We start from the raw sequence: 13713 nt of genomic DNA, 5'->3' as shown, positions 1-13713 counted from the left end.
TAAGTCATTAATCGCTATTTATTTAGTCATTAATAAAAAAATTAAGCAGTAATTTGTGGCGGTTGCCAAATACTTCCGTAGAAATTGGAAGTAAGCATCGATTTGTATTCAGGTACTTTTTTGTCAATTATCAATTTAACAGAAAAGAAAATATAATAGTAGGTAGTAGTATTGTAAGTGAAGCCCTGACATCCATAACAATTACAAACACAAAAAGGTGAACAAACATCTTTGTCATGTTGTTGATCTGAACTATTGTTTACAATAATTTTTTCAAACGAAACAACTTGTTCCTTGTCTCCGCAAGGGATACAAGAAAGGAATATAACTATAATTGATAGTATGGTGTTTGTTATTCTCAAGACTGTAAAAATAAGATTTTATTTTTAATTTATTACATTATTTATAATGATTATTAATTATTGTAGTAATACCAATTATTTTGCGGTAACTTCCAATATCAAAAACAACAAAACGAGTATTAAAATTATAGTGATAATAATAATAATTAAGGAATACTGTTGTTGGTTTTTTAGATTTTGACTTTGATTGAGTTTTTTTCTGTTTTTTTTTATCTTTTCATTATCAATATACAGTACTTAATTTAAAATAAATAAAATTTTATGACTAATTCTAATAGTAGAATAGTCTTCTTTTAACCGATAAAAAAATTAGGCAATAATTTGAGACGGTTGCCAAATACTTCCGAAGAAATTGGAATTAAGAATTGATTTGTACTAAGGTATTTTTATTAATTGTCGTTTTGATTATAAAACACATACAGAGGAGAACAAGTATCCTTATCGTGGCGATGCTGAACTTGCATAAAAAAGATTTGCAGTTAGGATTAGATCTGAAAAACGAATATGGGGTGAAAATCACACAGGAGTACTTGCAGACCATATCATCTATCTGTACTCAACTTTTTGAACTGGCAAATAAAAACACTGTATCCATTGCTGATGTTAACAACTTCGAAAAAAAAAACATAATTCCACAACTACTAAAATATTCTATTTTTTCACAAACAAAAGAGGTTAACGGTACAATTAATAATCTGAGAATTTTAAGTAATCTTCTCAAGGCTAAGATTGTAATAGATGCTAATGCGAAAGGCGATCTGAAATACAACGAGGACCTTAATAGTATTCTGACTTTTGTTTCTAATCTCGATAAATTAGATAAAGCAGAGACCTATCAAAGTGTTATTGACCTGGTACAGCAAAATAATGAGAATGTAGCCATATAGTCTTCCTGATAGCTTTAAACCCATTTACACCTTGTTTATTAATGGAATTAAAAATATACGCCGCTTAAACAAATGAACAATATGTAGAGGTTGATGTGGTTCCCTTTTTAAATGACTTACAGCAGTATTATAACATAGAATAGTAATCAAACCAAACCTAAAAAGTATGGTCAAAGGTGTCAATTTATCCAATTTATGGTCTTAATAATTCACGACAAGGATTATTATGTGTTGTATTATATAGACATTTTTAATACCTTTACAGCTATTAAAGTACATTGACTGACTGCTATTAAATTGATCAAGGCTACAAAGGGTTATAAGGTAAGTCATTATAAATGAGACCTATTCGGCTACCCTTTTTGGAAGAACACTTGAAAACACCAATAAAATCAACGAATTAAGGAATAGGCATGTAATCCTGCCACCCCGACAAAGTAATAAAAGCTCTGACGAAAGTTGGGGCTTTTTTTTTGTTTGACATGATTTGTCATGTGATTGTTAGATTTATTTATTTTGAGATTATAATTTGAGTAAACTCACTTATCGTTTACCCTTTATTCAGCTACTCTCACATCATTTTATTTACTATCTTTCGGGCTATTTTTTAGGTTAATGAAGACAGAAAAACTTTCCCTTTCCCAACTCGAGCAATATTTATCAAAAGCAGCATGGATCTTAAAAGGTCCGGTAGATGCTTCTGATTTTAAAGTATATATATTTCCACTTTTATTCTTCAAACGAATTTCTGATGTGTATGATGAAGAATACCAACAAGCACTGGAAGAATCAAATGGTGATGAAGATTATGCATTGTTACCGGAATTCCACCGTTTCGTTGTTCCTTCCGGGTGTCATTGGAAAGAAGTTCGTGCTACAACATCGAATGTAGGCCTTGCAATAGAAAATGCATTACGTGGAATTGAACAAGCTAACCAAGAGTTTTTGTATGGAATCTTTGGCGATGCACAATGGAGCAATAAAAACAAACTTTCTGACCGTTTGCTTATTGATTTAATTGAGCATTTCTCTCAATATACATTATCAAACAGTAATGTAGAAGCTGATATGTTAGGAACCGCTTACGAATATCTAATTAAGCATTTTGCTGATTTAACGAATAAAAAGGCTGGGGAATTCTATACACCTCGTTCTGTTGTTCATCTTCTAGGGCTTATTCTTGATCCAAAAGAAGGGCAATCTGTTTACGATCCTGCATGTGGTACAGGGGGAATGTTATTAGAATGTGTTGACCATCTTAAAGAGCAAAATAAAGATTACCGTACCTTAAAATTATTCGGACAGGAAAAAAATCTAACCTCCAGTTCTATTGCAAGAATGAACATGTTTTTACATGGAATGGAAGATTTTCAGATAGCACGTGAAGATACTTTGCGTAATCCTGCATTTTTTGATTCAGATGGTCTCAAAAAGTTTGACTGTGTTATCGCCAACCCTCCCTTTTCTTTAAAAGATTGGGGAGCAGACAACTGGATTAATGACCCTTATGGAAGAAACATAGTTGGTGTACCACCAAAAGGAAATGGTGACATGGCATGGGTACAACACATGATCTCGTCTTTGAATGAAAAGGGAAAAATGACAGTAGTTTTACCTCATGGTGTATTGTTTAGAAAAGCTTCAGAACAAAAAATTCGTCAGGCATTATTAGAGATGGATTTATTAGAAGCTGTTATCGGTTTGGGTCCAAACATATTCTACGGAACACAACTAGCTGCTTGTGTCTTGGTATTCAAAAAGGAAAAAGAAAAAACTAAAAAGAAAAAGGTCTTATTCATTGACGGGTCAGACCAGATACGTGTAGGGAGAGCTCAAAACTTTATGGAAAAGGAACACGTCAATCAACTGTTCTCCTGGTACAATAATTATAGTGATATAGAAAACTACGTCAAAGTTGTTGATATGCAACAAATCATTGAAAACGATTATAACCTAAACATACCTTTATATATCGATAAAACTATCGAAGACAATCTGCCTTCTGTTGAAGAAGCTATGGATCAATTGAAAACTGCTTGGCAGGAAAGCCAAAAAGCGGAAGAGAAATTTAAAAATCTTTTAAAAGACTATATTTCATGACAGAACAAGATTTTTTTGACAAGATTGCAAGTCACAGAAATTGGTGTGAAAATTTAGCTGAAGGAAACGGTGATTTTAATATCAAAAGAGGCCAAGCTAAAGTATCTTCGGGGTATATAGAAGATTTATTTGCCTTATACTTAGCAAAACGTATTAATAGAAAAGATTTGCAATTTTTAGTTGATAAAACAACTAGTTTACGCTTCTCTAAAAACGGAAAAGCAACTACCTTTAAACCAGATACATCCATCATCAATTCAGAAAACACATTGACTAATTATTATGATTTGAAAACTAATTTAGGATGGAATCGTGATATAGAAAAATATATTTATCATAAAAATGAGTTTATTAATAAGATAAAAGGACGAACTGGATGGATTCATTTTTCCAAAAAAGAAATTCAATCAATCACTTTTAGTAACGATTTAAAATATAAGATGGTTGTAGTTCATGGTTGGAACATCAGTCAAGAACAACTAAATAAAAATATTGAACTAGTGAAAAACTTCGAAAATATAGAGTTTTACATCTTATATGATCATTACAATAATAGAATAAATACAGAAGATTTTGATCGTCTATACGATTTCAAAAGTGAGCTAAAATAATGACACAACAAGAATTAGAAAAATACCTATGGGGAGCTGCTACTGCTTTACGTGGTACTATTGATGCAGGCGACTACAAACAATATATATTTCCATTATTGTTCTTCAAACGTATATGCGATGTATATGAAGAAGAATTTCAGAAAGCATTGGAGGAATCGGATGGTGATTTAGAATATGCAGCTTTTGCAGAAAACCATCATTTTATTGTTCCTGCAGATGCACATTGGACTCAGGTGCGTGAAACGACCACCAATGTAGGTCTGGCTATCCAAAATGCAATGCGTAGAATTGAAAAAGCCAATCCCGATACTTTGGAAGGTATTTTTGGCGATGCAAGTTGGACCAACAAAAACCGATTATCGGACGAAACATTAATCAATCTGATAGAGCATTTTTCGCAACATACTTTGAATCTGGCAAATGTAGCCGATGACAAACTCGGAAATGCTTATGAATACCTGATCAAAGAATTTGCTGATGACAGCGGACATACGGCTGCCGAATTCTATACCAATCGTACCGTAGTAAAGCTAATGACCAAGATTATGGATCCGCAACCGGGAGAATCTGTGTATGATCCTACTTGCGGTTCTGGAGGTTTGTTATTGAATTGTGCCTTGCATTTGAAAGAAGAAGGTAAGGAATACCGAAATCTAAAATTATATGGGCAGGAAATAAACCTGATTACCTCTGCTATTGCCCGTATGAATATGTTTATGCACGGTATTGAAGAATTTAAGATTGTGCGTGGCGATACTTTGGCAGAACCAGGTTTGTTGAAAAATGATCAACTCAAAACTTTTAATGTTATTCTGGCCAATCCACCCTATTCTATTAAATCGTGGAATCGTGATGCTTTTGTAAACGATCCCTGGGGACGTAATCTTTGGGGAACACCTCCACAAGGCTGCGCCGATTATGCATTTCAGCAGCATATTCAAAAATCTTTAGATAAAAACAATGGACGTTCTATTTCTTTATGGCCGCATGGAATCTTATTTAGAGATAGCGAAGCCGAGATGCGTAAGAAAATGATTGAATCGGATGTTGTAGAAGCTGTAATTGGTTTAGGGCCTAATTTATTTTACAACTCTCCAATGGAGGCTTGTTTATTAATTACCAACAACAATAAATCTGCACATAAAAAAGGAAAAATTCTTTTCATAAACGCCGTTAAAGAAGTTAGAAATGAAAAGACTATGAGTTTTTTATCTGCGACACATATAGACAAAATCTTCTCTGCTTATAAAAACTATAAGGATGTTAATGATTTTGCTATTGTCATGGAAACTAAAAAGGTTTTGTATAACAACAATGGGAATCTATCTATTAATCTATATGTACGACCAGAAACACTAACATCGGAAACCATTGAGGTTGATTTTAGTACAGGTTATAGCAACTGGCTACAATCAAGCGAAAATTTAAGACATTCTATGAACCAATTATTCGAAAATAAATAACAATGGAATTAAAATTTAATAAGGATAATTGGGAAAAAGTAACTTTGGGTGATGTTGTTTTTGAACCAAAAGAGACGGCTAAAGATATTTCTGAAGAAGGCTTAGAGCATATTGTCGGTTTAGAACACATTGAGTCTGGAGATATACATTTAAGAAATTCGTTTTCTGCAAATACTGATACCACATTTACAAAAGTATTCAGACATGGTGATGTTTTATTTGGTCGTCGAAGGGCTTATTTAAAAAAAGCTGCACAAGCAACTTTCGATGGTATCTGTTCGGGTGATATAACAGTATTAAGAGCTAATAAAAAATTAGACACTCGCCTTCTTCCTTTTGTTATTCATAATGACAAATTCTTTGACTACGCAATAAAACATTCTGCAGGTGGATTATCTCCACGTGTGAAATTTAAAGATTTAGCTAATTACGAATTTCTCCTCCCACCCAAAAACCAACAAGCAGAATTAGCTGATTTATTATGGGCTATGGATGATGTGATTGAAAAGGATTTATCAGTATTAAATAAATTTGAAAAATTTAGAAGAGCCAAATTAAATAAATTTTATAATGATAACTTTCCAAAACTTAAATTGAAAGACATAGCAAATTTAAGAAGAGGAAGCTTTCCGCAACCATATGGTAATAGGGAATGGTACGATGATATCAATGGCAGTCCATTTGTTCAGGTTAATGATATTGGGTTTAATTTTAAATTAAAAGAAGTAACTAATTTTAAAATTAGTGAAAAGGCAAAATCACAATCTGTTTATGTAAAACAAAATACAATAGTGATTTCAATACAAGGATCGATTGGAAGAGTAGCCATAACTAACTTTGATTCATATGTTGATAGAACAATTATAATATTTTCAAGTTACAAAAAAGACGTTGATATTTACTTTTTGTCTCGGGTACTGAAAGATCTGTTTGAAATTAAGGCTAAAAGTGCTCGTGGAGCTATTATTAAAACCATTACTAAGGAAGAGTTAAACGAGTTTGAAATAATTTTCCCCGATATAGTAACCCAAAAAAAAATAGGCACAGTAATTTTAAATTTTGAATCACTATACGACATACTAAAATCTAAATTATATTCCTCAAAAGCCTTACAAAAATCATTGATTAATCAATTGTTTTAAAAATGTCTATTTTATAATTTCAGCAATATGGATGATCAGGCATATATTTCATTATATCATGAGTTGACTCAAAAAGCGATGGATTCTCTTTTTGAAAAATTTAAAGTCAATCCTAAAATGATTCTGACAGAAAGCGATCTCAAGTGTTGGCTATTCTTAGAACTTACAAATGAAATAGAAAGTCAGCAAAATTCTACATTATCTGTCCATACAGAAGTGACGCACTATCCAAGATTGCCTCAAGATATTAACAAGCTCTTTATGCGCGATCTAACCATACTGGATTCAGATAAATTAGAATTGAATGACGCATTATGGGATACAACAGCTACACAAGGAAATAACGCATTACATAAAGGCTTTATGCACGATGGTCCTGCAATGCATTTTGAGTTGAAATTAATAAGACAAGGACAATCGGAAAACTCAAATTTAACATTAGATGTTTCAGATATTGCCAATTTAAACAATGTAAATGCATCTAATAGAGCATATACAATAGTTTGGGGATCTAAAAATGAGAGGTTTGATATCAAACATTTAACAACAACTCTCAAAGACTCATTTGATGACTTTAATAGAGCAGAACTTATTAGGAATGATTTATTAAGATTTTATTTATTCGATACAAATACACTAAGAGCATACAAATTAGATGATGAAAAAAACCTATTGGAAATTAACAAAATATAAATTAATATTATAGGATAATAAACTTTCAAGCCAATAATCAAAATATTAATATGAAATTCAACGAAAGTAATACCGTAGAAGCTTATGTAATTGAACAACTATCGGGTGTCAAATTAGGCACGGGTAATGTAGTGCAGGAACAGCCAGCTTCTATCTATGGTAAATCCTGGAAATATATAGCACCACAAGATCTGAAACGTGGAGTTAATGAGGTATTGCTAGAGAACAACTTGTATCAGGCATTGCAACGTCTGAATCCGGCTATTGCTGCCAATCCGGCTTTAGCGGATGAAGTGATTTATAAGTTGCGTTCTATATTACTTTCGGTAGGCCAAATGGGATTGGTGCGTGCCAACCAGGCCTTTCAGGAATGGATGTGTGGAGATATATCTATGCCTTTTGGAGAAAACAACCAACACATTCCTGTTCAATTAATTGATTTTGATAACATCAGCAACAACGAGTTTATTGTTACCAATCAGTTACGTGTGCATGCCCGCGAAACCAAAATTCCTGACATAGTTTTATACATCAATGGTATTCCTGTGGTAGTAGGCGAACTAAAAACACCAATTCGTCCTTCCATTTCCTGGTTAGATGGCGCACACGAAATTGTGGAAGTATATGAAAACGCCGTTCCACAACTATTCGTACCCAATATTTTAAATTTTGCTACAGAAGGCAAATCCTTTGGCTATGGAGGTATCCGTACACCATTGCAATTTTGGGGACCTTGGCGTTTGGATCTGGATGAGGATAAAGTTGCCAGATATTTAGGCATTAGCGATGTAGGTGTGGAAATGAATGATCTACTAAAACCGGAGCGTTTATTAGATATCCTAAAGAATTTTTCTTTGTTCAGTACCAATAAAAAGAAACAACTAATCAAGATACTTCCACGCTTCCAGCAATATGAAGGAGCCAATAAAATTGTAGAACGTGTAATAGATGGTAAAGTAAAAAAAGGATTGATTTGGCATTTTCAAGGCTCAGGAAAATCTTTCCTGATGGTATATGCAGCTCAAAAACTGCGTAATACTGCTGCTTTAAAAAGTCCAACAGTAATAATCCTTGTAGACCGTACTGATTTGGATACCCAAATTTCGGGAACTTTCAATGCAGCTGACATTTCCAATGTGGTAACAACAGACAGCATTAGCGAATTGCAAACTTTATTGGAACGTGATACCCGAAAGATTATCGTTTCGATGATTCATAAGTTTAGAGATGCTAAACCCAATATGAACACACGAGACAACATTATTGTACTCGTAGACGAGGCTCACCGCACGCAGGAAGGCGATTTGGGCAGGCAGATGCGTGCCGCATTACCCAATGCTTTTCTATTTGGTTTAACAGGAACGCCTGTAAACCGCGCTGACAAAAATACATTTTGGGCTTTTGGTTCGGAAACAGATACCGGTGGTTATCTTTCCCGTTATACATTTCAGGATTCTATTCGGGACGGAGCAACGCTACCACTCCATTTTGAGCCAAGGCTTATAGATGTGCACCTAAACAAAGAAATGCTGGATGAAGCCTTTGACCAATTAAAATCTTCTGCCGAATTAACCGACGAAGACGCTGACTTATTGAACAAAAAATCGGCACGTATGGCTGCTTTCCTAAAAGCACCTCAACGTGTGGAGAAAATTGTAGCCGATATTGCGAAGCATTTCCAAGAAAAAGTAGAGCCACATGGCTTCAAGGCAATGATTGTAACACCAGATCGCTATGCATGCGTACAATATAAAGAAGAATTAGACAAACATTTCCCAACAGAAGCCAGCAAAGTTGTTATATCTACAACTGCCAACGATCCTAAAGATTTTAAAGATAAATGGGCCGTTGATAAAACCCAACAGGAAAAGATTGTTGATGAATACAACAAACCTGAATCGCCTCTAAAATTTATTATCGTTACAGCCAAGCTTTTAACAGGATTTGATGCACCTATTCTGCAAACTTTATATCTGGACAAATCCATCAAAGATGTAACTCTTTTACAGGCTATATGCAGAACCAATCGTTTGTATCCAAGTAAGCATTTCGGTCGTATTGTAGATTATTTCGGAATATTTGACAATACTGCTGAAGCTTTACAATTTGATGAAAAAAGCATGCAGTCCATCGTAAGCAACCTCAATGAACTGAAAGACCAATTGCCTGCTTTAATGGAAAATGCTTTACGACATTTTGAAGGAGTAGATCGTACTTTAGAAGGCTTTGAAGGTTTAGAAGCTGCTCAGAATGCTATTAAAACCGACGATTTGAAGGATGCTTTTGCAAAGGATTTTAAATTGCTAATGAAAGTATGGGAATCGCTTTCTCCAGACCGCATATTAGACCCTTACCAAGCCAATTACAGATGGTTGTCGCAGGTATATGCTTCTGTAAAACCATCATCAGACCATACTGGCAAGCTTTTATGGTTGACATTAGGTGCTGAAACCACACGCCTGATGCACGAAAATATTTCAGTAGGCGAAGTTCACGATTTAGAAGAATTTATCCTGGATGCAGAAGTAATAGAAAATATCTTTAAAAACCCAGATCCAAAAGAAGCCCGCAAGATTGAAGATATCTTAACCAAGCGTTTTAAAAAGCACGGTGGAAACCTTACGTTTAAAAAACTTAGTGAACGCCTGGAAGACTTAAGAGCAAAAGCTGAACAAGGCCTAATTACCTCTATTGAATTTGTAAAAGAACTTTGCAAACTTGCAAAAGACACCTTACAAGCTGAGAAAGAAATAGAAGAAGAAATACTGAACAAGTCTCCACAAGCAGCCTTAACAGAATTATTCGTAGAGCTAAAAACTGACGAAACACCTGCAGTGGTAGAACGTATCGTAAAAGATATAGATGACATTGTTAGACTGGTTCGGTTTCCGGGCTGGCAAACAACGGCTGCTGGAGAGAGGGAAATTCAAAAATCGCTTCGTAAAGCGCTGTTGAAATATCAGCTCCATAAAAATGAAATGTTGTTTCAACGGGCATATGAATACATTAAAGAGTATTACTAAGACAGCAATTTCGGTAAACAGAATCGATTCGAAAATATTTACCAAATACAAAAAAGCTCAACATAAATGTTGAGCTTTTCCTTTATACTATTGTAAGTTTATTTTTTATCAATCAGCTTTTCCAACCTCGTCATCATCTCATCCTTCTCCTTCAGCATCCTTTCATAAAGTTCCATCTTTTCTTCATGTAACTTCTTTATTTCTTCAATTGGATTTATATTGAAAGTTGGTGTATGTCCCATATTCAAAAAAGCACCATTGTCAAACGTATTAGAAATAATATTCACCGCCTGTTCTTCATCAAAATTTTGGATGGCTTCCACGGGAATTTTCAGGACTTCGGCAATTTGTTGCAGTAAAGCATCTTCAATCACTTCTTTCTGTTCCAGGAGAGAAACTTTCTTTTGGTTCCAGTCGCCACCAATATCAAAAGCCAAAGCCTCCTGCTTTATGCCCAGCATTTCCCGAAAGCGTTTCACATTGCGACCCTGATGTATTTTGTGTTCCATGGCAAGTACCTTTTATAATGAGGTTAAATATAAAAAAATATCTATAAAAACACACCCTAAAACCCAACAATTAAATCTATATTTTTTTCATTAAAATAGCTTTTACGGTTTACTGTATTGGGCGGAGTGGCGATTTTGGTTATATTTACGGCATGGCTGCTTTAAGTAAAAAGCGGGCTTACAGAATGATAAAACTATACTATGCATCTATTTACACAACATAAAAATCAGTTAACAAGCCTCAAGGAAAAACCTTTTAAGCTGGAAAAGGAAATACAAATGCTTTTTGAGGCCAATGTAGCAACCATTCTTAATCTGAAGCTAATAAAGTCGGAATTTACCATCAAAAGCAATCGTATAGACACCTTGGCTTTTGATGAAGAAAGCAAGGCATTTGTTATTATAGAATACAAACGCAGCCAGAGTTACAGTGTTGTTGACCAGGGTATTTCTTATTTGAATCTAATGTTGGAATACAAAGCTGATTTTATCATAGAATACAACGAAACCCAAAAAGGAAACCTAAAACGTACGGATGTTGACTGGTCGCAAACCAAAGTTATTTTCGTATCGCCATCGTTTACCGATTTTCAGAAAACAGCCTCCAATTTCAAAGATTTGGCTATAGAATTATGGGAAATAAAACAATTTGAAAACGACGTTGTGGTGATTAATCCCATCAAAAAATCGAAATCAGCACCGAGCATTAAGCAGATTAACCAAAGTGAAAATTCAGAAATAAGTAAAGTCGTAAAAGAAATTAAAGTTTACACTGAAGAAGGTCATTTAGAAGGTAAATCTGATGCTATTATTGAGCTGTATGAAGCCTATAAGAATGCAATAATGAACATGGCTCCGGATATTGATATCGAACCTAAAAAACTTTATATAGCATTTAAGAAGAATAAAAATATTGCTGATGTTGTCGTTTCAAAAAATGGATTAAAAATTTTCATCAATAGTAAGAAAGGAAAATTAGATGATCCAAAAAATATAGCGAGAGATGTTTCCGAAATTGGCCATTGGGGAAATGGAGATTATGAAGTAACAACTTCTAATACAGATAATTTGGAATACATTATGAGTCTGATAAAACAGGCTATTTAATACATATAAAAATTAAATTATAAATGCCCTAATCAAATCAATTGGGGCATTTTATATTAAAATAAAACATACGCAAAACACTAATAAGTATTGAATTTTCGATTATAAAATTGATTCTAACCACTAACAAATCAACAACAACCGACAATCCCCTTTTTCAACAGGAGCCCGATGCACACAAGGCAAAACATTTTGTTCCGGATGATCAACTGCCAATCTCCAAAGATGTCCCAATCCTAAATTAACAGGTTTAGCATCTAGCTTAGCCTGATAATGCAAATCAAAATAATTTTCCCTCAAAAATTCTTCAAATTCTGATTCAGGTCCGTCGTGTAATTCTTTCAGTTTTTCACGGACTTCCGGAATCAGGATTTTTTGTATCACTTGGTCATGAGGAATAATATCACTTGCCGCACCATAGTAGGTACATAAAAAAGTATCAGTACCAATCGGTGAACGATCTACATGCCAAGAATAGACATCTGTTGAAATAAAATCAAACTCATTGTCTCGTTCATAATATTTCAGTAAATTAAGAGAAGGCGACGCTCCAAAATCAGTTAATAATTGCATATCTCTTAGTATAATTTCTCTGGCTTTACTCCCCTTTTCTGATAATTGCAATGACAGAAGATCATCAGGAGAAACCACTGTAATATTCTCTTTTAATTGAAGTTTCGATATAATTTCTTTAAAGTCTCCGTCTAAATTTCTGTACCAACACAATGCATTCGTATTTCCCTGAAAACTGGTAGTAACCAATTCAGAAAATGAAGCAACTACTCCAACCTGATCGTTATCAGAAAATTTATTGTTCATATTTTAAATAAAACAGATTACATTCTTTCATACATCCTTTTTGGCAAAATTTTTAGTAACAAAGCAATCAAACCCCATCTTTTGGTTATATAAGCTGTTCGTTTTTTACGACAAATCGCGGCAAATATTTGCCGTGCCGCTTTTTCAGGGGTTGCCACCCAAAACTGCCCTTCTCCTTTTGCCATATCGGTCGCAACAAAACCAGGACGGATATCAGTTACAGTTATATCCTGTTTTGACTTTCGTGCCTTTTGCCGCAATCCTTCCAAATAATTAATCTGATAAGACTTGGTCGCATTATAAGAAGGCGCAATACGATTTCCCCGCAAACCAGCAATTGAAGTAATACCGACTAAATGCCCAGAGTGTTGCTTTTCAAAATAACGAAAAGCCCAATCCGCAACAAAAGTAAAGCCGGTTATATTGGTATCAATAGTTATTTTTTCAATATTGAAATCAAGCATCGGATTAAGATCTCCGGTTCCGGAACTGATAACCAATAGATCCAGGCCGCCTAATTTATCAACCAGGTCATCGAGTTTTTCCTGAAGTGTCTCGATTTCGACAACATCTAATTGTAAAATTTCAAAAGTTTGTGGGTTTTCCGATTGGATAGCTTCCAGCAATTGATTTCTTCTACCTGAAAGACCTACTTTGTATCCCTCTTTTGAAAGAATTTTGGCCAGTTCTTTGCCAATTCCTGATGTGGCACCAATTATAATTGCTTTTTTCATAGAGATTACAAAGGCTTATATCGCTTTTACATCAAATATACATAAAAGAGTAACTATTGATAAAAATAAGATATAATCAAAATTAGTTATGAATTCTGAAATCACTCATTTGATTGCATAAACTATCTTGATTTGCAAGCTTGCAATTGCTTTTCAGACAAACAATCTTATGCATTTAAAAACAACAAAATTGTGAATCATCGGATGAAATAAAATAAAAAAATATTCATTTTTGATATATAACAAACATTAACGTTTAC

General features: G+C 34.0%; 12 protein-coding genes. 8 read left to right on the top strand and 4 right to left on the bottom strand.

The window, feature by feature from the left end:
- Positions 1-41 precede the first annotated feature (41 nt).
- Complete coding sequence (locus FJA49_RS18645; protein ID WP_285226124.1) at positions 42-362, bottom strand: DUF6660 family protein; 321 nt, start codon at positions 360-362, stop codon at positions 42-44.
- A 509-nt stretch (positions 363-871) separates the two neighbouring features.
- Here FJA49_RS18645 and FJA49_RS17220 point away from each other — a divergent pair.
- From FJA49_RS17220 to FJA49_RS17190, 7 genes are all read left to right on the top strand, one after another.
- Positions 872-1249: a hypothetical protein gene (locus tag FJA49_RS17220; protein WP_140002535.1), complete on the top strand. Its 378-nt coding sequence runs from the start codon at positions 872-874 to the stop codon at positions 1247-1249.
- Between the two features lie 615 nt (positions 1250-1864).
- On the top strand, positions 1865-3349 hold the full coding sequence (locus FJA49_RS17215; RefSeq protein WP_140002533.1) for a type I restriction-modification system subunit M: 1485 nt from the start codon (positions 1865-1867) through the stop codon (positions 3347-3349).
- Entirely contained in the window at positions 3346-3960 is a 615-nt protein-coding gene (locus FJA49_RS17210; protein ID WP_140002531.1) for a hypothetical protein, read from the top strand. The genes FJA49_RS17215 and FJA49_RS17210 overlap by 4 nt, the downstream gene beginning before the upstream one ends.
- A complete protein-coding gene (locus FJA49_RS17205; RefSeq protein WP_158629499.1) occupies positions 3960-5426 on the top strand; it encodes a type I restriction-modification system subunit M in 1467 nt (488 codons plus the stop codon). Before FJA49_RS17210 ends, FJA49_RS17205 begins: the two co-directional genes overlap by 1 nt.
- 2 nt (positions 5427-5428) lie before the next feature.
- Positions 5429-6568, top strand: coding sequence for a restriction endonuclease subunit S (locus FJA49_RS17200; RefSeq protein ID WP_140002526.1), 1140 nt, complete (start codon positions 5429-5431; stop codon positions 6566-6568).
- 27 nt (positions 6569-6595) lie between these two features.
- Positions 6596-7261, top strand: a complete 666-nt coding sequence (locus tag FJA49_RS17195) for a hypothetical protein (protein ID WP_140002524.1) — start codon at positions 6596-6598, stop codon at positions 7259-7261.
- A gap of 50 nt (positions 7262-7311) precedes the next feature.
- Positions 7312-10284, top strand: coding sequence for a type I restriction endonuclease subunit R (locus FJA49_RS17190; protein ID WP_140002522.1), 2973 nt, complete (start codon positions 7312-7314; stop codon positions 10282-10284).
- Between the two features lie 98 nt (positions 10285-10382).
- Here FJA49_RS17190 and FJA49_RS17185 read toward each other — a convergent pair whose 3' ends face one another.
- Positions 10383-10793, bottom strand: a complete 411-nt coding sequence (locus FJA49_RS17185; protein ID WP_078396249.1) for a helix-turn-helix domain-containing protein — start codon at positions 10791-10793, stop codon at positions 10383-10385.
- Between the two features lie 201 nt (positions 10794-10994).
- On the opposite strand from FJA49_RS17185, the gene FJA49_RS17180 reads away from it, so the two are divergent.
- Positions 10995-11900 carry a DUF5655 domain-containing protein gene (locus tag FJA49_RS17180; RefSeq protein WP_140002519.1) on the top strand — a complete coding sequence of 302 codons (906 nt, stop codon included), beginning with the start codon at positions 10995-10997 and terminating at the stop codon, positions 11898-11900.
- 123 nt (positions 11901-12023) lie between these two features.
- On the opposite strand, the gene FJA49_RS17175 is transcribed toward FJA49_RS17180, so the two are convergent.
- Positions 12024-12719, bottom strand: coding sequence for a DUF1826 domain-containing protein (locus FJA49_RS17175; RefSeq protein WP_140002517.1), 696 nt, complete (start codon positions 12717-12719; stop codon positions 12024-12026).
- Between the two features lie 17 nt (positions 12720-12736).
- The gene (locus tag FJA49_RS17170; RefSeq protein ID WP_140002515.1) at positions 12737-13453 is read right to left on the bottom strand and encodes an SDR family NAD(P)-dependent oxidoreductase; all 717 of its coding nucleotides are present in this window, start codon (positions 13451-13453) and stop codon (positions 12737-12739) included.
- Positions 13454-13713: the final 260 nt, after the last annotated feature.

This window comes from Flavobacterium microcysteis, from assembly GCF_006385255.1.
Taxonomy (GTDB): Bacteria; Bacteroidota; Bacteroidia; order Flavobacteriales; family Flavobacteriaceae; genus Flavobacterium; species Flavobacterium microcysteis.
This window is presented reverse-complemented; position numbering and strand designations above follow the sequence as displayed.